Raw genomic sequence first — 20,279 nt, forward strand, 5'->3', positions numbered from 1 at the left:
CCATGTGAGGGAAGAACCTTGTCGACCGAGTATATGTTGCAGTTATGACTCCGCATCGTATCCGGGATACGTTTCATGATACGCGCGTGTGATTGATGGCTCGCCGGTTTGTGCCTACAATCAAGCTTCTAAAATTCGAGGCAAATCTATGCGGCCGTCGCAGATCGAACCTCAAATCGCCGATGTTGCTCCGTCGGAGAGCGTTCTGACGGAATATGATAAGCAGCATCTCATAACGTACCTGCGCCTGCTTGATGCGGATGCCGAGGGGGCGGATTGGCAGGAGATTGTAAAAATCGTCCTGCATATCGATCCTACCTGCGCGCCTGAACGCGCGAGGCGCGTTTGGGAAAGCCATCTGGCCCGCGCAAAGTGGATGACCGAGAACGGCTATCGCCATCTGTTGGACTGCGCCGCATCTGATTAAAACTCTAATTTTTGCGTGCACGGCAATAGGCCTTGCCGGTGATCTGCATAGCATTGCTCTATTTGCTCGTGCATGGTTTCTCTCCGCCAATCTATAGGCGTGTTGCTGAATTGGAGAGACCGCAATGGGGTCGGCCGATTGGCGATCACCGGACGGATATAAGGATCTGCTGCAGCTTGATGCTCCCGGATTGGCCTGGGAGTTTCTTCGCCGGAATCCGGTATTTCTTCAAGATCATGCCAAGATGCAGCATGCCGTAGAGAAAAATGGGGGGACCCCGCAAGAGCTCGAAGCGTTCGCTCTTCGCTGGGGGATACGATTTCGCAAAAGATATCGAACGCAGCCCACCGCAATGGACGCCGTCGGTATTGCCGAGCGTTATCGACATAACCGATGGCCTAAGCGATGCGTCCAATCCGTTACTTCGCTATCCGGACAGCATCAATTGCTTGATCGTGGCCATCGGCGAGCGTGGAATGATTGCCCTTCCGTCCGGTGTTGTATTGCGTGCACGGCTGCAGGCGACCGGTGATAAATCTTATGCGGTTTTGCTGCCGCTTGATCGCGTGTTCGATATCCGTGTCGCTGCCGCACTGCGTCTCTGGCATCATCTGAATAGCCGCAAAGTCACCCCATATCAAACCTTGCCGTTCAACCACATGAAGCGGCTTGTGCTGGCCTTACGAGCGCTGGACGGGAGGCATTCCAAGGCAAGTTATCGGCATATCGCTGACGGTTTGTTCGACCTTGGCGATGCGGTCGGTGGCGCCTGGAAAGGGCATGATTTGCGCGACCGCACCATTCGTCTTGTACGCCTTGGGACGGAAATGATGCACGGCGGGTACCGCCGTTTACTCCTCTATCCGTACCGCCGAAAGCTGCCATCTGCGCCACCGACGTCCAAGGTGAAATAGCCTTATCTCCAGTTTGGTGCTGCCCGAGTGCAGGTCGCTTCAGATTATCAGGGCTAAGGGGCCAGCCCCTCGCGTTGGCAAGGGTGCGCGTTGATGCGCTCTCGGCCAGCGTATCCCCGTTCTTCCGCGGCCATGCCTTGTGCAGAACGGGTGATCCCCCTCGCTGGGCCTCGCCCTTGCCATTGCTACCCCCGGTCTCGCCGACGGGCAGGGTTGCAGCGCAGCGCTGCGCTTTAACCCAAGCCCAATAGGAGACCGACATGAAACTTTTCACCAAAGCACAGGAACGGCAGTTGCTGGAAAATGGCCGCAAGAATGCCGAACGGATCGCCAAGGATGGCAACACCATCGATTTTAAGCCTGTCGTCAAACTGTTTTGCCCGTGGGGTGCTGCTACCTGGTTGTTGACGGAACTTGCCCCGGAAGAGCCGACAATTGCCTTCGGTTTGTGCGATCTTGGCATGGGATGCCCGGAGATGGGGCGGGTGTCCCTGACCGAAATCACGTCCGTTCGTGGTCCTGGTGGCTTGCATATCGAACGGGATTTGTACTTCGAGGCGGATAAGACGCTGCAAGCCTATGCCGAGGAGGCGCACCAAGCCGGCCGAATAATGGCCTGATATGTTGTTTCCGCCATCGACAGGAAAGCCCCGCTCAAAGCGGGGCTTTCCTTTGCGTTTTATATCATAGAGGGGTGGCGATCTCGCCATCCTGTGACATCGCCATCCCCCTGACAGACAAACTTGCGCCACCGTGATCCCCGTTAGCCGCCACCTTTCGGCGGTTGCCCAGAACAGGGGAAATCTCGATGTCTGCTAATTTTGCCGAGTTACCGCCACGCTATTTGCGCACCCCGGAAGCCGCCCGCATGGTTGGGCTGTCCATCCGCACGCTTGAGAAGCACCGCATCTACGGCACCGGCCCGCGCTACTCGAAACTCGGCGGGCGGGTCGTGTATCGCGTCGAAGATCTGCAGGAATGGGTTGCTTCCGGCGTCAAAAAATCGACCTCGGACCCCGGTGTGGGCACCGTGTTTCCGGCAAAACGCCACATCGGTTTGCCGCCGCTTCCGTACAAAAAGCCTTCACGTTGAGGTCAGCGATGAGCACCGCATTACCTCAATATGGCCAAGGCGATCTGGAGCTGTTTTGCGCATTGCCCGGTCTGTTTGCACCGCGCGATGCGCAGGATCTGATGACCTATCCGTTCTTCAGTCTGGCCAAATCGCCACGCATTGCACCGATCGACTACCGTTTGAACGGTATCACCATCCGTGTCGAAGCCGTGCCGGAACACGGTATGGCGACCATCTGGGATGCCGACATCCTGATCTGGGTTGCCAGCCAGATCGTCCAGGCCAATGATGCCGGATTTCCAACCTCACGCCTGTTGGCCGCCACGGCCTATGAGATTCTGACGTTCATCGGTCGCGGGACCGGTGCGCGCGATTATCTTCGCTTGAAGGCGGCCATGGACCGATTGCAGTCCACGTCCGTGGCAACCACTTTACGTCAGGTTGGCGAGCGGCGGATGCATCGCTTCTCCTGGCTGAATGAATGGATGGAGCGCACGGACAGGCGAGGCATGCCCGATGGTATCGCCCTCATCATCCCGGATTGGTTCTACCGGACGGTTCTGGACGAGACATTGGTGCTCACCATCGACCGGGCGTATTTTAGGCTGACGGGTGGTCTGGAGCGCTGGCTGTATCGTCTGGTACGCAAGCACGCTGGCAGGCAGCAATCCGGCTGGCGGTTCGAGTTTGGCCATCTCTACGCCAAATCGGCGGTACTGTCGCCCTTCAAGCGGTTCTCGTTCGAACTGCGCAACATTGCCCGCCGGCAGGCACTGCCCAACTGCCGCCTGTCGGTCGAACGAGACGCGCAAGGTCACGAACTCCTGACCTTTCGCTATGAGCGTCCAGAGATTGATTGTGCACAGGCTGTGAATCCCGTCGTGCTATCGGGAACCGCAGGGCACGTGCCATCAGGAACCGGTCTATCGTGCTATCGGGAACCAGAAACCGACAAATCTCATTGTGGTTCAGATGGTTCTGCCGCGCCTAACTTAAAGTCTAACATAAAAGAATCTAACGGTGTTGTCGGACAGTGCATAAGTCCGCCGGCAATATCTGCAAAAGGCTCAGGAGGGCGCTCCCATGCCTGAATCCAATCCCAACCTTTACACTCAGGTCGAACTGATTTGGCTTGAGAAGCAGATCGAGCACTGGCTGCGCTTCGGCCATGCCGCGTCCGATCAGGTTATCGACCGCAGCCGCCGTATCCTGGAATTCAAGCCCAACTCTGTCCTTGCTTATGTGCGTTGGGCCTCGAACGCGTATGGCACCATCGTCTCGCAGATCGACATTTTGCGGGCCGTAAGACCGGGAGATCCTTACACGACGCTGCCGTTCGTGCGTCCTGGCGGCGAGATCTATCTGCATATCTCCGGCTGGCCCAAAGTCGAGAAGGTACTGCAGGTTATCGATGCTATCGAGGTGATTGGCATCGATCCGGCCCATGTCTGTCCGGATTACTGGTGGCACGTTCATAACCGGTTTGCGGTCGGCGAGAACCCACGCCCCTACAGCCGCGAACAGCATCGGGCTTGGCTCCAGCGCAAGGATCTGGACCGATGACCCGCTTCGGCTACGTCATGACGACGTACTTTACCGTGCTCAGCATCGATATTGCCGCGCTGTTTTCGCGGACGCCCAGATTGATCTGGAATGCCAGCGCCAGTGCTCCGATTGGTCTCTATGGTCTGCATAAAGCGGATACCCTGCAGGTCGGCGATCTGGTTGCCGTCATGCCGCCAAAGAATTTGGCCGCATTTCTGGAGCAGCGCCGGTATCTGCCCAAGGGCGTGCCCATGCTCAAGCACGTCGAGGCATTGCCGGGGCAGAAGGTCTGCCGCCAAGACCGCAAAGTCATCATCGACGGCAAGGTCGCCGCGTGGGCGCTGTGGCGCGACCGGTTCTTTCGACCTCTGCCGGTCTGGGAAGGTTGTCGCGTCCTCGCGGCCGGTGAAGTGTTCCTACTGAACCCGCGCTGGGATTCGCTCGACAGCCGCTACTTCGGCCCAGTCTCGGTCCGTATCGTTATCGGCCGTGCGGCTCCGCTTTACACCGACAGGGACGGTAATGGCCGTTTCCGGTGGCGCGCATCGGCACCCTGACCGCCACACCAGACGTCTCATCAGCACAAACTCTATGGAGGTTTCCATGTCGCAGATTGGTCAGTTCACGCGCGAAACGACGGGCTTTGTCGGGCGCATCCATACCTTCACACTTTACCGCGAAGTCACCCTGGTTCCGGTTGATGCGTCGGATGCCGAGAATGTCCCCGACTATCGGCTGCATAACGGCAACGAGGAAGGCCCGGAGATCGGTGCTGGCTGGAAACGTACCGGTGAAAAGGCCGGTGAGTACATTGCGCTCATCATCGACGATCCGGCCCTGTCGCAACCCATCCATGCCAATCTGTTCCGTGACAGCGACACGGTCTGGTCGCTGCATTGGAACCGTGTGTCAAAGCGCGATGACGGAAATTGACCGATGCGCCGCGGAATCCTTCTTCTTTCCGGTCTAGCATTTGTCTGTGTCCCAGCGTCATCTGTGCTGGCACAGAGCATGACGGCACCTGCGCCGGTACTGGGCGACCGTTACGCCAATTATGTGGGCGAGGCCGCTTCGCGGTTTGGCCTTCCGGTGCACTGGATTGACGCCGTGATGCAGGTCGAGAGCCGCGGTAATGCCAATGCCACCTCTATCAAAGGGGCTATGGGGTTGATGCAGATCATGCCGCAAACCTGGGCAGGTCTGCGCGCCCGCTACGGTTTGGGCGGCAATCCGTACGATCCGCGAGACAATGTTTTGGCAGGGACTGCATACTTGCGGGAACTCTACGACCGTTATGGGTTCGACGGGTTTCTGGCCGCTTACAATGCAGGTCCTGATCGCTACGATAGTTATCTGGTGACGGGACGGGCGCTTCCGGCCGAGACGGTGGCTTATGTTGCGCGTGTTACGCAACCGATCGGGCAGAACCCCTCTGACGGATCAATCGGTGTCGCGTCCTTTTCTTCCCGGTCCGCTTCTCCGCTCTTTGTCACGCGTAAAGAAGACGACACGGCGGTCGGTGCATCCGCAGCTGTATTGCAGAACGAGCGCAAGGTTTCTGCACGTGATCTGCAGCGCCGCTTCGTCCTCGCGCCACAATCGTCGGGAATGTTTGTTCCGACCACGCGTAAGGCGATCTCACCATGATCACGTTCAGGATTTGGGATGTTGTCGAGGACGTTGGCGGCAGCGGGGATGCCTTGGTGTGGATGCGGGGAGGAGAACTTGGGATATGGCCGCTGTAATTGGCGAGGGCTTGATGGATACGAAAATGCACGTCTCGACCACCCCGGCGCTGCCGCAGGCCTGCCGTCCCACGGCATCTGAGCGCACACTGCCGCGTGCGAAGCAGAAACGCGGGAGACGAAAGATGGAATACTTTGCAGGCCTGGATGTGTCGATTGACGAGACGGCGGTGTGCGTGGTGGACGACAAAGGAACGGTAGTTCTGAACGGTTCGGTGGCGACCGATCCGGCGTCAATTGCGGACGTTTTGAGGCCCTATGCCGGGCGATTGCGACGCGTCGGCCACGAAGCGGGCGCATTGTCGCCGTGGTTGCATCCCGAACTTCTGGCGCAGGGCGTTCCGGCCGTTTGTCTAGAAACCCGCCATGTGCGGGCGGCAATGAGTGCCCAGCGCAACAAAACCGATGCCACCGATGCGCTCGGAATCGCTCACATCGTGCGCACAGGATGGTTCCGTCAGGCGCACATCAAGACAGAAGCTTGTTACCGGATTCGCCTGTTGCTCAGCCAACGGCGCAACCTTAAACGCAAGTTCCTCGATCTCGAAAACAGCATCCGTCACTCGCTCAAGGTGTTCGGGATTCGGCTCGGAACGGTGGGGCGCGGGGGCTTCGAGAAGGCGGTTAATGACGCCGTTGTCGCTACGGACGATGCGATGACCTGCGGCGTGATGACGTGCATGTTGCGCGCCAGAGCCGCGGTTTGGTGCGAATATCTCGCCCTCAACAAGCTGGTGGTGCAGCTGGCTATGCGCGACGAGCTATGTCGTCGGTTCATGGAGATCCCTGGTGTCGGACCGATTGCGGCGCTCAGCTTCAGTTCGGCGATCGACGACCCGACGCGCTTTCGACGGTCGCGCGATGTCGCGGCCTGCTTCGGGTTGACTGGCAAGCGATGGCAGTCCGGTAGCTCGATCGACATCAAAGGACGGATCAGTAAAGCCGGAGACGCCGATGTACGCCGGGCGCTTTACGAAGCCGGGTCCGCGATGCTGACCCGCTTCAAGGGGCGCGATTTGGTGAAGAGTTGGGGGCTGAAGCTGGCAAAGTCCGAGTGCCACGCCAAGGCCAGGGTGGCGGTGGCGCGCAAGCTCGCGGTGGTGATGCACGCGATGTGGCGCGACGGCACGTTTTATGTCGGCGATCCGCGCACGACCGAACAAGAGCGTAACCCAGTCAGGACAGCCAAGGAGCAGAGGTTGAGCTATGCGCGCAGTTGAAACGAACATCTCATGTGCCGTTCGATGACGGCTTCGTGAGTTGAGGAGGTCCGCGTGAGCGGATGCGGAATGGTACAGACCAAGATGATGGGAAGCACGATATCTCGCCTGTGGCTGCCAGATGCAGACCACGCCCGATTGCCTGTGATGCTGCCCCACAAATCCGATAGCAAAGTGCGCCGCAACGGTTCGGACGCTGCTTCAATGCAGCCAAAACATCCCGTAGCTGAGCGCGGAAGATTGCGCGGCGTACCAGACCTCGACACACAAGGGCTTCAGCATGCTCCCGCATGGAAACGGACACGATTATCTGCTATGGAAAGGAAACGACGATGGCGAATACTCCACACAAAAAACGGCCAATTAAGACGGCGAGATAAAAGGGGCGCCGTCGGTTCGGCGCATGTGGTTGGTCGGATTAGAGAAGTGTGCCGTCGTACTTGCCTCGTGTGCTGGCTCAACATGGCAATTGTGGTGATGTTTCAATGGTCTTTGCGCTATCTGTGCCGCTGCTTCTGCTTGGTGCCGTAATGCCGCCGCATGATGACGACTTTCGCGTTCACCCCGGCCGCATCAAAAGCGGTAACAGGGGTGTTCGTAAGCCGAAGACCTTTGTCGGCGAGGTCATGCGGGCTGCCCGTAAAGCTGGGCTTATCGGAAAACGGCTGGGGCATGCCGCTGGCATCAAAGGTCATTCGACCTTTGGCCGGGGCCGTCAGGCGGTCTTGTCATTTGCTGCGCAATCGACTGCACGGCGGGTGGTGGTGAAGGCGCGTATCGTTCGCCATACCGGCAGGAAGTTTGCAGCGGCGCCCTTGTCTCGTCATATCGTTTACCTGAAGCGTGACGGCGTCACCCGTGATGGTCAGGATGCCCTGATGTTCGATGCGTCCTCCGACGATGCCGACGGTAAGGATTTTGCCGAGCGCTGCGAGGATGATCGTCACCACTTCCGCTTCATCGTCTCGCCGGAAGATGCCGCCCAGATGGACGGTCTGCACGGCTTTACCCGCGATCTGATGAAGGATGCTGAGTTGGACCTCGGCACGTCCCTCGACTGGGTGGCCGTCGATCACTGGAACACCGACAATCCGCATATCCATGTGCTGGTTCGCGGCCGGACGGATACGGACGAGGATCTGGTCATCAGCCGCGACTACATCAGTCGCGGTCTGCGCCAGCGCGCCATATCCCGCGTTACCCTGGAGCTTGGTCCCCGCTCCGAAATGGAAATCCGCCAGGGGTTAGAGCGGGAGGTCGATGCCGAGGGTTGGACCAGTCTGGACCGGGCTTTACGCCAGATTGCCGACGACAATGCCGGCATCATTGATCTGCGTCCTGGCGATCCCGGTATCGATCCTGAGTTTCGGCGGCTGCTTCTCGGGCGTGCCGCCAAGCTGGAGCGTCTGGGGCTGGCGGAGCCTATGGCTCCCGCCCAGTGGTCCCTGAAGCCTAACCTGGAACCGACGTTACGGGACCTCGGTATCCGTGGCGACATCATCAAGACTATGCACCGAGCCATGGCCAAGTCCGGCCATGAACCGAATGTTTCTAACTTTGCGCTGCACGAGGGCGAACCTGCAGAGCCGATACTGGGCCGTCTGGTCGAACGCGGGCTTCAGGATGAACTGAAAGGGACGGCCTATGCCATTATCGACGGTGTCGATGGTCGCACCCATCATCTGCCATTTGCCAATCTCGACGTGATCGGTGATGTCGAGCCCGGTGCGATCGTCGAGGTCCGGGCCTATGAGGACCAGAAGGGGAACCGGCGAACCTCGCTGGCGGTCCGCTCAGATCTTTCGATTGACGCCCAGGTCAAGGCAGCTGGGGCAACGTGGCTCGACCGGCAGAACCTGAAACGGGATTCGGCGATCAGTCATGGCGGCTTCGGCGCCGAGGTCCACGAAGCAATGGACAAACGTGTCGACCGTCTGGTCGAAATGGGCCTCGCCCAGCGGCAAGGCTCAAACGTAACATTCTCACCCGACCTGCTGAACACCTTGCGCAAGCGCGAGCTGGACGAAACCGCGGCCAAGCTCGCCAAGGAAACAGGGCTTTCCCATCATCCCTCGGGTGTGGGCGAGCATGTCACTGGCATCTACCGCCAGCGCGTCATTCTGGCCTCCGGGCGCTTTGCCATGATCGATGATGGTCTCGGCTTTCAGCTCGTACCCTGGCGACCGATTCTGGAGCAGAAACTCGGCCAGCACGTCACCGGCACAATGTCCCCTGGAGGCTCCGTCGACTGGAGCTTTGGCCGCAAACGGGGGCTGGAGATCTGAATCCCGTTATTCTCAGTGGCGACTTTCCCAGGGCAATCTGGATAGTGTGATATAGGATACCGGGAGAGCCAAGGATCATTGATCGTTCATCATGGTCGCAGAGGTCGGCAATCCACAATGCGTGACGATCTTCGAAATATTATCAACGGGAGGAATGCTTTGATGGGTGAGTTGAAGAAATGCGTCTTAAATATCGCCGATGTGAAGTTGGGATGGACATCGCATTACGGCGATAAATTCGATGCTCGGCTTGGCGGGATCGGATCGGTTCTCGGCTTCAAGAAGCTCGGATGCATGCTGCATGTGGTTCCGCCGGGAAAGATCGCCTTTCCGGCTCACCGACATCACGGCGTGGACGAGATGTTTTTTATTTTGTCCGGCAGTGGCGAGTATCGCGTGGGCGAAGAAATGCTGTCGATCCATACTGGCGATATTCTGGCCGCTCCGGCAGGTGGACCCGTGCATCAGATCGTTAATACTGGTGACGACGAGCTCCGGTATGTAGGAATCTCGAACATTGCCGACTGCGACGTGATCGAATATCCAGATTCAGGGAAGGTTTGCGCAATGGCTGGCATGAAGGAAGGCGATCCCTCGTCGGCTACCTATTCGGCTAGGGGGCACATTGCGCTGGCCGAATATTGGGACGGAGAGTGAATTAAGAGTTGTACAATTTGACGGACGGCGGGGGGCGTTGACTGGCGTTTCGGGCAGAAAATCGAGCTGGATATATAGTTAATGGTTGTGTATTGCAATTTGCACTACAAGGCCATATAGTACACACAAATTGAGGTGCCCCATGGCTGCGAATGCCGAACGCAAAGACTATCCGGTTTCTATGCGCCTGCTTGAGGCCGACATTGCGCTGATCGACCGCGCCGCCGGTATGCGCGGGCGATCCCGTACGGACTTCGTGCGGGATGCAGCGGTGTGCGCGGCCGAGGAGGTTCTCTTGGAAAATCCGCTGATCCGCATGAACCCAAAAGGCTTTGCTGATTTTGTCGGAGTTCTTTCCGGTCCGGCAACTCCGGTGCCGGAAATGGTGGAACTGGCTGAGCGCCCTGCGCCTTGGGAGCCGGGCTATGTCGCAAAGCGCTGAACGGTGAGCCTTTCATCGCCCGAACCGTTGACGGCGGCGCACGACGTCTCGGAATTTACCTGCGGGAAGCCGATGCTTGATCGCTGGCTCAAGACCCGTGCGCTCTCAAATCATGAGAAGGGCTTTACCGCCGTCATGGTGGTCCATGAGGCGATGCGAGTGGTTGGGTTTTACGGCCTGGCGCCGACCGCTGTCGTTCCAAACGTATTGCCGCGTGCCATCCGTACCGGTCAGCCGCCCGATCCGGTGCCTTGTCTGCTGCTTGGTCCGCTTGCCACCGACACCGGCTGGGCCGGACGCAGTATCGGAACGGGCCTCATCAAGCACGCGCTGGAGCGTTGCGTGACGGCGGCGGCGCTGGTTGGTGGGCGCGCCTTGCTGGTCAACGCCGTAGACGCAGAAGCCGCTGCGTTTTGGCAACGGCGAGGCTTTATCCCCTCAAAGGATGATCAGTTCATGCTGTTTCGTTCAATCGCCGACATCGCCGCGTCCCTGGCGCAAGCGCGGAAGTGATGCGCGGCTAAGCCCGTGTTTCATGTCAGGTTATTAGAGGACTACTCTGGGCGAAAGATTGCCATCTATCCGTTTTGCATGCGATCGCCCCCGATCCTACGTCATCCTGCATTTGTCGCTTGCTCCACTACGCAGACGGTATGATTTGCTGTTTGCATGTCCGCGACGAAAATCCTTTGTGGGGCCGTGATTGCCATTAGCCTCGTTGCGCTTGCCTTTGTCTGGGCGGCGACGCAGTGGACGGCATGGCAACTCGGTTTCCAACCGCAACTGGGCCAGCCCTGGTTCATGCTGTTCGGCTATCCGGTCTATGCGCCGCCAGCCTTCTTCTGGTGGTGGTTCATCTATGACGCCTATGCCCCGCATATTTTTAATCGCGGGGCCTATATTGCTGCGGCTGGCGGCATTGTCGCCTTTGCGGTTGCCGTGGCCATGGCGCTGTGGCGAGCGCGCGAGATTAAGCGGGTAACGACCTATGGCTCGGCACGTTGGTCAACTTTAAGCGAAATCCGCAAAGCGGGTCTCTGCAGTGCCGATGGCGTGGTACTGGGACAACTGGAGGGCCAGTACCTGCGCCACGACGGACCGGAACATGTGCTGTGCTTCGCGCCGACGCGTAGCGGCAAAGGCGTTGGCCTGGTGGTGCCGACGCTGCTGACCTGGCCGGGATCGGCTATTGTGCACGACATTAAGGGCGAGAACTGGTCGCTGACTGCCGGCTGGCGGGCGCGGTTCGGGCGGGTGCTATTGTTTGACCCGACCAATACCAAGAGTGCGGCCTACAATCCGCTTCTGGAAGTGCGCCGCGGCGAATGGGAAGTGCGCGATGTACAAAATATCGCCGACGTACTGGTCGATCCCGAAGGGGCGTTGGAGAAGCGGAACCACTGGGAGAAGACCAGTCACTCGCTCCTCGTCGGCACCATCCTGCATGTGCTCTATGCCGAGAAGGATAAGACACTCGCCGGCGTGGCCAACTTCCTTTCCGATCCAAGGCGGCCGATCGAGACCACGCTCCGCGCCATGATGACCACACCCCATTTGGGTAAGGCGGGCGTCCATCCCATGGTGGCCAGCGCCGCCCGCGAGCTTCTGAACAAGAGTGAGAACGAACGCTCCGGCGTTCTGTCGACTGCCATGTCGTTTCTCGGGCTCTATCGCGATCCAGTTGTGGCCAGGGTGACCCGGTGCTGCGACTGGCGCATCTGCGATCTGGTCGAGGGAAAATATCCGACGACGCTCTACCTTGTCGTCCCGCCCTCCGACATCAGTCGGACCAAGCCGCTGGTTCGTTTAATCCTCAACCAGATCGGCCGTCGGCTGACCGAGAAGCTGGATCCTGACCGAAAACAACATCGGTTACTAATGATGCTAGGCACGTCCCCGCCGGTCTGCGCATCCGGACGAGCCGCCCGCCGCCACGCAAAAAACTGAGACGTCGCCAAGCCGTGCCGCCGAGCTACCCCACTGACCGTATCGCTCTCGGCAATAATCGCGGCCTTGTCTTCCGAGCTCCAGATCCGTCGACGCCCCCGCACCGGTGAACACTTCAACCCGTCGTGCCGGAGCCACATCCGGCTTAGACATATGAAAATCACTTGTATCCGACATATGTCCAAGCTCTCGCGTTCGCCGCTTCAGTGCTCAGACATTCTCCCATCCCGCCATACCTTAATAGGTGGGGCCAAAACATCGCTTACCGATCAGCCGTAAGTGGCTTGCAATTATCTATAAGTCGCCACAGCAATTTCAGCTCCGAGCATGATATCCGCCAACCTGGACCATCCTCGCCACATAATTCTGTTTCCGTGAGGCAGATCGTTAGCGTGGGCAAGATAGCCTCCTGAGCCAGTGATTTTTATCGATTAGTAGGGCGATCTTTTTGGTGCGTACCTTTTCCTATGATGTGATCCTGGATGGAAAGCCCGTGCAGCAAATCTATTCCGTCGAAGCGGAGCTTTTGGCCTTTCTTCACCGCCTCATCTGCATCCTCAATATATCCTAGCCTTTGTGATCTGTGGGTGTACATGCGCCGATTATACCTCCAGTTTCCCGGTGGCGGCTACGTGGCCGTACCAGTGTCCGGAATCCTTGATCGTGCGCTTCTGGGTTTTAAAATCGACATGCACGAGGCCGAAGCGCCGCGTGAAACCGCTGCCCCATTCCAGATTGTCGAGCAGCGACCAGGCATGATAGGCGCGTACGCGGGCGCCGTCCTTGATCGCGCGCGACAGCGCCGCGAGATGCTGCCGGTACCAGTCGATCCTGGCGGCGTCATGCATCTGCTCGTCCAGCGGCATGGTGTTGGGATAGGGCGTTCCGGTCTCGGTGATCTCGATGATGGGGTGGCCGTAGTCCCGCGACAGCGTCGTCAGCATGTCGTAGAAGGCGTTCGGCCAAGTTTCCCAGCCGATCGGCGCTTTGGGACCTTGGTTCGCCAGTTCGACGCCGACGCCGGCGAGCGGGTTGATGTCGTCGGGGGCAACCGTTCCTTGGGCCGAAATCACTAGCCGCAGATAATAATGGACGCCAACCCAGTCAAGCGGTGTACGCATGATCTTCTCGTCGCCGGGTTTAAAACCCATCAGTTCGAGCTGTTTCGGCCCAACATAATCGGCGTTATAGGCGCCGCGCATTGCCGCGTCCGGGAAGAAGCGGTTGTGGAAGGCGTGGAAGCGCGCTGCCGCCATGCGATCGGCCTCACTGTCCGATTTTGTGACGACTGGTTCGCATTCCCAGGCACTGCCGACCTCGGCGTGGGGCGATGCCGCCTTGATGGCGCGGTACGCCAGGCCGTTCGCCAAGGCGACCGTGTGCGCCGCCTTCCAGAACGCAGCGAAATCCTTGCGCGAGGGCGCGGTTCTGCCGGTGCCGTAGCCGTCATAGGTAAATTCCCATGGCATGTTGAACGGCGCCCAGACGGCAATGCGGTCACCGAGGTTCTTCGCCAGGATTTCGGCAAAGTCGGCGTAATATTCGGCGAGATCGCGATTGGCCCAGCCCCCCTTGTCTTCCAGCGCCTGCGGCAAATCCCAATGATACAGGGTGCAGAACGGACGTACGCCGGCCTCCAGCAACGCATCGGCGAGGCGGCGGTAATAATCGAGTCCCTTCTGGTTGACCGGTCCGGCGCCATCCGGCTGGATGCGCGACCACGAGGTCGAGAAGCGAAAGCTTTTCAAATGCAATCGCTTCATAACGGCGACATCTTCCCTGTAACGATGATACTGATCGCAGGTCACGTCACCGGTGCTACCGTCCTTGATATGTCCAGGCGTGTGGGCGAAGCGGTCCCAAATGGATTCTCCCTTGCCGTCCTCGTTCCAGGCGCCTTCGACCTGATAGGACGCGGTGGCAGAACCCCAAAGAAAATCCTTCGGAAACTGGATACTCTTGTGTTGTGCCGGTACCGCCAATGCGGCCGGGATGCTCGATCCGGCTAGGAGCGTGCTGCCGCCGGCGGCAAGCGAATTCTTGATGAATTTTCTGCGGTCCATGGATGTTTTCCTTTTTTCCCGTTGTGGTTCGTATCCGGAATTTTGCCTCGACTTGGCACGGATTCAGTCCGCCGAGCCGCATTCTTTCGTCCTCGCCAATACCTTGTCGACGATGGCATCCTGAAAGACCTGCGGCTCGTCGAGGTTCGGCAGATGGCCGGAATTCTCGAACCAGACGATTTCCTTGTAAGGCGCGTTCAGGTGTTCGACGTATTCCGCCACGAGCTTGGTTGATGTCGCCGGAATGTGATCGTAGCGGCCTTCGAAGAAGAACGCCGGCACCCGCATGGTGCGGATGGTGTCGATGGCGTAGCCCTGGGTATCGCCGTCGGATTTGTTCATCAGTTTCCAGGTGGTGGCGTCGTTCTTCTTCTTCAGCTCGATATACCCGTCGAAATAATAGGTCGAGGATTTGAGGATCGCCATGTAATCCACTTTGGTGTGGAGAACGCCGCCGCGTGCCTTCACCATTTTGAAGACCTCGAAGAAATCTGCATGCGACAGGCGCTTAAGCCCATCCGCGTCGTGCGCCTTGGTCATTTCCGTCCTCAGCCAATCGCGGGTCAACCGGATTGACTTCGGTCCATTCACCACCTGTCCCATGCCGATATAGGCGCAGAATCGGTCGGGATGGGCGGCGACCAGACGGGTTCCGACTACCGTGCCGAAGGAGTGACCGAGCACATACAGCTTTCGTTGGCCGAAGCGCTTGAGCAACTTATCGACAAGCTCCAGCGCGTCGCGCTCAATGCGCGCCTCGGACAGTGCTTTCAGAGGATGCTTAGGATCGGTGGATAGGCCGGCACCGGGCTGATCCCAATGCACGACGGTCATATGTTTTCTCAGTGTGGCCGAAAAATAATGGGAAAGGAACATCGCTGGCTCCCCCGGTCCGCCGTGCAGCCACAGCAGAATCGGGTTGGCGCGATTGTCGCCCTGTATGAGGACTTTCTGGCGCATGCCGCCGAGCGTGATGTCCTCTAACGAGTCAATGCCGGTTTTGGGTAGTGGCCCGAGCGCTGGCGCAGCCGTGAGCAGCAATACGGACATTATGATGGCGGCCACACCATGGAAATTGCTGCTGTCAGGCATCGTTTCTATCCTTTATTCATAGCGCAGTGCCGTGACCGGTCTGGCGCGGGCGACGAGATAGGCGTGGACCAGAACCGTCAATACGGCGATGCAGAGCGCTAACATGGACGCAGCGATGAACAGCCATAGTGGCTGTTCGATGCGATAGGCGAAGCCTTGCAGCCAGCGGTGCATCGCGTAACCTGCAACCGGCCAGGCTATCAGGTTGGCCCATAGTACCGGTTTGGCGAACTGCCAGAGCAGCAACCGCATGATGTCGGAAGTTGTGGCTCCCATCGACTTGCGGATGCCGATTTCCTTGGTGCGCTGTTCCGTGGTGGAGGCGGAAAGGCCGAATAGGCCGAGACAGGCGATCAACATCGCCAATCCGGCAAAGCTGGCGAAGACCTGACACTGGCGGATGATGTCGCGATAGAGACGCTCGACTTGTTCGCTCATGAATGTCCGGCGAATGGGAAGCGGTGGACCCGATTTCTGCCAGACGCGGTCGATCGCCTCCAGGGTCTCGGGAATCTGCTGTCCGTTCAGGCGTACATTAAGATAGCGATCCTGAGATTGGTCGACGTAATAGACGGTCGGCGCTACCGGATCGCGGATCGACTTCAGCGAAAAATTGACGACGATCCCGACAATTTCAGCCGAACCGCGCTGGCCGTTTTTCCCATATAGCGTAATGGTCTTGCCGATTGCCCGGTTGGGATCGGTGTATCCGAGCAAATGCAGCGAGCTTTCGTTGATGACAACTGGCGGGTGCCAATCGACATCGGTATCGCTGGTGGCGTCGGCGCCGAATTTTTCCGAAAAGAAGCGTCCGGCCAGCGGCCGGAGGCCGTAAAACTCGAAAAAGCCGAAATCGACCGACGTGTAGTTGAGCGAAATATTCCGCCCATCCGGTAAGGTGGCGAATTTTTGCATCGCTCCGTAGTTCAAAGCCCGTTTGCTGGCGCAGGCAACCCCGCGAACGCCCGGAAGGTTCCGGATATTCGTTTCCAATGCGGTGTGACATGGACCGGCAATGAGAATAACCTGGTTCTTATCGAGCCGTAGGCCTTCGTTGAGGGCAAATTGCGTCTGGCGGTAAACCACGCCGCCGGCGATCATCAAGCCGATGAGAATGGCGAACTGCAGGATCACCAGGGCCTTGCGCATGCCGTTCGCTTGGCCGCCCTGCGACGGCCCTGCCTTGAGTACTACTGCAGGACGAAATGCCGAGAGGACAAAGGCCGGATAAGTTCCTGCCGCCATTCCGACGGTCAGGATCAGTCCGACGGCCACTGTGAGTGCTTGCGGATCGCGCCAATAATCGAAAGCGATTTTGCGATCGAGAAAAGCGTTCAGAATCGGCAGCAACCATTCGACCAGCGCCAGCGCCAGGATGACGCTGAAGATCACATACAGCATGGCTTCGCCGACGAATTGCAGAATCAAATTGCCGCGCGACGCCCCTGCCGCTTTGCGAACCCCGACTTCCCGCGCGCGGTACGAGGCGCGGGCAGTCATCAGATTGACGAAATTGATAATGGCAATGACGACAATCAAGATGCCTGTCGCGCCGACGGCATAAACCGAAGCGATATCGCTCGGCGGTGCCATCGTTTGAATTTCGGTCGGCTGCAAGTGGTGTGCCGTTAGCGCCACGAGCTTGATCCGCTCGCTGCCGGGCGGCGACAATCTGCGATGACGCTCCAAGAAGGCGGGCAATTGCCTTTCGATCTCCGCAGCCTTTGCGCCGGGTCTGAGGCGGAACAAAACATTGACCTTCGAGTTTATGCCGCCGCTGGTGGGGCCTTCGCCTTGCGCGTCCAACAAAGCCAACTCGGAGAACGTAGCCCTGCTGGAAGCGAAAACCTCCGCGATCAGGTTGGTGTTGGATGGAAAGTCCTTCAAAACGGCGGTGACCTGCATGGGATGAAGGCGATCGATCTCGACGGTTTTCCCGACCGCATTGTCGGTGCCGAAATACTTGCGAGCCATCCGCTCCGTCATGACGATTCCGTCGGGGCGCTGCAGAGCCGTGCCGAGATCGCCGCTCAGAACCGGCAGCTTGAGAATCGAAAAGACGTTCGCGTCGGCCCAATAGATATCCTCATTGGCTTCAACATCATTGTTCCGTAACCCGTGCGATACGGGCTGCAGCCGTGTCACGTCCGTGATTGCAGGGAAGTCGAGTTTTAGGGATGATGCAAAATCCGCGGCGGTGGCATCGACCACCAGCGGTCGGCGCCCAGATTCGTCGAAAATCGTATAAACGCTTTGAATCCCATCAGCCCCGGGAATCCAGGCATCATAGCTGAATTCGTCCCTCACATAGAGGCATACCAATATCGCCGCGGCGAAACCGACCGCCAAGCCGAAAATGTTGATCGCCGCATAGAGCTTGTTACGAGCGAGATTGCGCAGCGCGGTGGTGAGATAATGGCGAAACATGTTCTCTCCGTTATTCGTAGCGTAGCGCCGCGACCGGCTTGGCACGGGCGACGAGATAGGCATGAACGGCCACGGTCAGTATGGCGATGACGAGGGCGAGCAGCGTGGCGGCGACAAACAGCCAGGGCGAAAGATCGATGCGATAGGCGAAGCCTTGCAGCCATTTCCACATCAGAAACCCGGCAGCAGGCCAGGCGATCAGATTGGCCCACAGCACAGGTTTTGCGAACTGCCAAAGCAGTAGGCGCATGATATCGGAGGTCTCGGCGCCCATCGCTTTGCGGATACCGATTTCCTTGGTGCGCTGCTCGGCGGTGAAGGCGGACAGTCCGAACAGGCCTAGACAGGCAATCAGTACCGCAAGGCAGGCGAACCCGGCGAAAACCTGCCCCTGCCGGATCATGTCGAGATATAGGCTCTGCATGTGCTCATCGAGAAAAAAGCGCGTAATGGGCTTCTGTTGACCGGTCTGTCGCCACTTCCGGTCTATTGCCGCCAGGGTTTCCGGAATCTGTTTTCCGCTCAGACGAACGTTCAAATATTTGCCTTTTGTCGGATCGACATAGTAAGAGGCTGGCCCGATCAGTTCTCGTACCGATTTTAATGAGAAATCGGGTACTACGCCGACTATTTCCGATGGTTTGGCATTGTCCGTCTCTCCAATCTGCCTAATCGTCTTGCCGATGGCGGCCTGCGGAGTGGCGAAGCCAAGCATATGCACGGCGCTTTCGTTGACGATCAACGGCGGATGCCAAGGAGCATTCGGATCGCTAGAAACCGCATCGGAACCGTGTTTTTCCGAGAAAAGCCGTCCGGCAAGCGGCTTGATGCCGTAGAATTCGAAAAAGCCGAAATCGACCGGGCCGCGATAAAGAAATACCTGCCTGCCGTCGGGCAGGAATGCCGGCGATTGGGTATTCTCGAGGCCAAGCGCCGTAGCTCCGGTGCAAGAAACGCCGCGAACCCCCGACAATGTGCGGATATTCTGTTCCAGAGCCGTGCGGCACGGCCCTTCGATCAGCAGCACCTGATCCTTGTTAAGTCTGATCGCGCCTTCGAGAGCAAAGCGCGTCTGGCTATACACCACCCCGGCGGCGATAATCATCCCGATCAGGATGGCGAATTGCAAAATGACGAGGATTCCGCGTACGCCTTGTTTCCGCCCGGCCTGCGCCTTGCCCGCTTTGAGCACCGCTGCGGGACGAAACGCAGACAGCACAAAGGCCGGATAGGCTCCTGCCGCAAGACCGACTGTCGCCATCAAAATCGCAATACCTGCCAACATCCATGGTTCGCGCCAATAATCGAAAACGATACCGCGACCGAGGAATGCGTTCAGGGTAGGCAGCAGCAATTCGCTCAAGGCGAATGCTATAACCATGCTGAGTGCAACATAGAGCATGGCTTCGCCGACAAACTGTATAATCAACGCGTGGCGCGATGCGCCTGCCGCTTTGCGGACGCCGACCTCGATGGCACGGCGCGAGGCGCGGGCAGTCATCAGATTGACGAAATTGATCACCGCGATCAGTAGGATCAAAATCCCAATGGCGGCAACCGCATATACCGTGGCGCTGTCGTTCGGCGGCGTCATTATATTCATTGAGGCTGGATGCAGGTGCACCGCAGAAAGCGGAACGATCTCAAGCTTGATCAAATCGGGAGGGTCGAATTTGCGGTGACGTCTGAAAATGCTCGCCAATTCCGGCTTGGGGTCGTCCGGTTGAACGCCGGGCATTAGACGGAGGAGTACGTGAACGCTGGACGAGTAACTGCCATCGGTTGACGGTGGCCGGTGTGTATCCTTGTATGCCAATTTGGAGAAATCGGCCTTACCGGAAGCGAATATTTCCGCCGCCAAGCTGGTGTTCGAGGGGAGGTCCTCCAGGACGGCCGTCACCTGCATCGGGTGGGCGCGGTCGATCTCGATGGTCTTGCCGATGGGGGTGTCGCTGCCGAAATACTTGCGCGCCATCTTGCGGGTGATAACGATCCCGTCGGGACGCTGCAGGGCAGTATGCAGGTCGCCGACAACGACCGGCATGTTTAAAAATGAAAAAACATTGGCATCTGCCCAGTAAATTATCTGGTTCGCTTCGACCTCGCCGCGTCGCAAGCTGTGCGAAACCGGCATGATCCGCGTCGTTTCCTGGATTTGTGGAATTTCAAGCTTGAGCAGACCGGCAAAATCGGCATCTGTCGCATCGGTGATCAGCGGCGGCCGGCCCGGTATCGTGCCGATAGAATAAACGTTGTAGATTTCGTCGGCGCCAGGAATCCAACGGTTGTAGCTGAACTCGTCACGCACGTAGAGGCCGATCAGGATTGCAGCGGCAAAGCCAACCGCCAGCCCGACGATATTAATCGCCGCATACAGCTTGTTGCGGACCATATTGTTCAGTGTAGCGGAGAGATAATTGCGGAACATAAGAAATATCCG

Annotated in this window: 18 protein-coding genes and 3 pseudogenes; 16 read left to right on the forward strand and 5 right to left on the reverse strand. The window is 58.3% G+C overall.

Translation table 11 applies throughout. The features are described 5' to 3' along the window. Positions 1-148: 148 nt before the first annotated feature. The 16 genes and pseudogenes from ACZ5RI_RS07605 to traG form a co-directional block, all read left to right on the forward strand. A complete protein-coding gene (locus tag ACZ5RI_RS07605; protein ID WP_464515568.1) occupies positions 149-427 on the forward strand; it encodes a DNA -binding domain-containing protein in 279 nt (92 codons plus the stop codon). Positions 428-551: 124 nt separating this feature from the next. Beyond that, positions 552-692, forward strand: a pseudogene (locus ACZ5RI_RS07610) (transcriptional regulator domain-containing protein); the annotation flags it as partial. Position 693: 1 nt separating this feature from the next. Then, on the forward strand, positions 694-1,341 hold the full coding sequence (locus ACZ5RI_RS07615) for a DUF2285 domain-containing protein (RefSeq protein ID WP_464515504.1): 648 nt from the start codon (positions 694-696) through the stop codon (positions 1,339-1,341). A 260-nt stretch (positions 1,342-1,601) separates the two neighbouring features. Continuing rightward, positions 1,602-1,961 (forward strand): DUF2958 domain-containing protein, encoded by a 360-nt coding sequence (locus tag ACZ5RI_RS07620; RefSeq protein ID WP_464515505.1) that lies wholly within the window; start codon positions 1,602-1,604, stop codon positions 1,959-1,961. 188 nt (positions 1,962-2,149) lie between these two features. Then, a complete protein-coding gene (locus tag ACZ5RI_RS07625) occupies positions 2,150-2,434 on the forward strand; it encodes a helix-turn-helix transcriptional regulator (protein ID WP_464515506.1) in 285 nt (94 codons plus the stop codon). Between the two features lie 8 nt (positions 2,435-2,442). Then, positions 2,443-3,507 (forward strand): replication initiator protein A, encoded by a 1,065-nt coding sequence (locus tag ACZ5RI_RS07630; RefSeq protein ID WP_464515507.1) that lies wholly within the window; start codon positions 2,443-2,445, stop codon positions 3,505-3,507. Next, the gene (locus ACZ5RI_RS07635; protein WP_464515508.1) at positions 3,500-3,979 is read left to right on the forward strand and encodes a DUF2840 domain-containing protein; all 480 of its coding nucleotides are present in this window, start codon (positions 3,500-3,502) and stop codon (positions 3,977-3,979) included. Before ACZ5RI_RS07630 ends, ACZ5RI_RS07635 begins: the two co-directional genes overlap by 8 nt. Next, on the forward strand, positions 3,976-4,518 hold the full coding sequence (locus ACZ5RI_RS07640) for a S26 family signal peptidase (RefSeq protein ID WP_464515509.1): 543 nt from the start codon (positions 3,976-3,978) through the stop codon (positions 4,516-4,518). Before ACZ5RI_RS07635 ends, ACZ5RI_RS07640 begins: the two co-directional genes overlap by 4 nt. Positions 4,519-4,564: 46 nt before the next feature. Next, entirely contained in the window at positions 4,565-4,894 is a 330-nt protein-coding gene (locus ACZ5RI_RS07645; protein WP_464515510.1) for a DUF736 domain-containing protein, read from the forward strand. Positions 4,895-4,972: 78 nt separating this feature from the next. Next, entirely contained in the window at positions 4,973-5,608 is a 636-nt protein-coding gene (locus ACZ5RI_RS07650) for a lytic transglycosylase domain-containing protein (protein ID WP_464515511.1), read from the forward strand. Positions 5,609-5,831: 223 nt separating this feature from the next. After that, entirely contained in the window at positions 5,832-6,926 is a 1,095-nt protein-coding gene (locus ACZ5RI_RS07655; protein ID WP_464515569.1) for an IS110 family RNA-guided transposase, read from the forward strand. A 530-nt stretch (positions 6,927-7,456) separates the two neighbouring features. Next, positions 7,457-9,211: a relaxase/mobilization nuclease domain-containing protein gene (locus ACZ5RI_RS07660; RefSeq protein WP_464515570.1), complete on the forward strand. Its 1,755-nt coding sequence runs from the start codon at positions 7,457-7,459 to the stop codon at positions 9,209-9,211. A gap of 117 nt (positions 9,212-9,328) precedes the next feature. Further along, the gene (locus ACZ5RI_RS07665) at positions 9,329-9,868 is read left to right on the forward strand and encodes a cupin domain-containing protein (protein ID WP_464515512.1); all 540 of its coding nucleotides are present in this window, start codon (positions 9,329-9,331) and stop codon (positions 9,866-9,868) included. A gap of 142 nt (positions 9,869-10,010) precedes the next feature. Beyond that, positions 10,011-10,310 (forward strand): type II toxin-antitoxin system TacA family antitoxin, encoded by a 300-nt coding sequence (locus ACZ5RI_RS07670; RefSeq protein WP_464515513.1) that lies wholly within the window; start codon positions 10,011-10,013, stop codon positions 10,308-10,310. Positions 10,311-10,313: 3 nt separating this feature from the next. Further along, positions 10,314-10,823 (forward strand): GNAT family N-acetyltransferase, encoded by a 510-nt coding sequence (locus tag ACZ5RI_RS07675; protein ID WP_464515514.1) that lies wholly within the window; start codon positions 10,314-10,316, stop codon positions 10,821-10,823. Positions 10,824-10,979: 156 nt separating this feature from the next. Further along, positions 10,980-12,209 (forward strand): annotated as a pseudogene (gene traG / locus ACZ5RI_RS07680) (IncP-type conjugal transfer protein TraG); the annotation flags it as partial. Between the two features lie 65 nt (positions 12,210-12,274). On the opposite strand, the pseudogene ACZ5RI_RS07685 reads toward traG, so the two are convergent. From ACZ5RI_RS07685 to ACZ5RI_RS07705, 5 genes and pseudogenes are all read right to left on the reverse strand, one after another. Next, positions 12,275-12,397: pseudogene (locus ACZ5RI_RS07685) on the reverse strand (hypothetical protein); the annotation flags it as partial. Between the two features lie 462 nt (positions 12,398-12,859). After that, positions 12,860-14,320, reverse strand: coding sequence for a GH1 family beta-glucosidase (locus tag ACZ5RI_RS07690; RefSeq protein WP_464510502.1), 1,461 nt, complete (start codon positions 14,318-14,320; stop codon positions 12,860-12,862). 63 nt (positions 14,321-14,383) lie between these two features. Next, the gene (locus ACZ5RI_RS07695; protein ID WP_464510506.1) at positions 14,384-15,412 is read right to left on the reverse strand and encodes an alpha/beta fold hydrolase; all 1,029 of its coding nucleotides are present in this window, start codon (positions 15,410-15,412) and stop codon (positions 14,384-14,386) included. A gap of 12 nt (positions 15,413-15,424) precedes the next feature. Continuing rightward, positions 15,425-17,839: an ABC transporter permease gene (locus tag ACZ5RI_RS07700; protein ID WP_464510511.1), complete on the reverse strand. Its 2,415-nt coding sequence runs from the start codon at positions 17,837-17,839 to the stop codon at positions 15,425-15,427. 10 nt (positions 17,840-17,849) lie between these two features. Continuing rightward, entirely contained in the window at positions 17,850-20,267 is a 2,418-nt protein-coding gene (locus ACZ5RI_RS07705) for an ABC transporter permease (protein WP_464510515.1), read from the reverse strand. Positions 20,268-20,279: the final 12 nt, after the last annotated feature.

This window comes from Micropepsis pineolensis, from assembly GCF_055392125.1.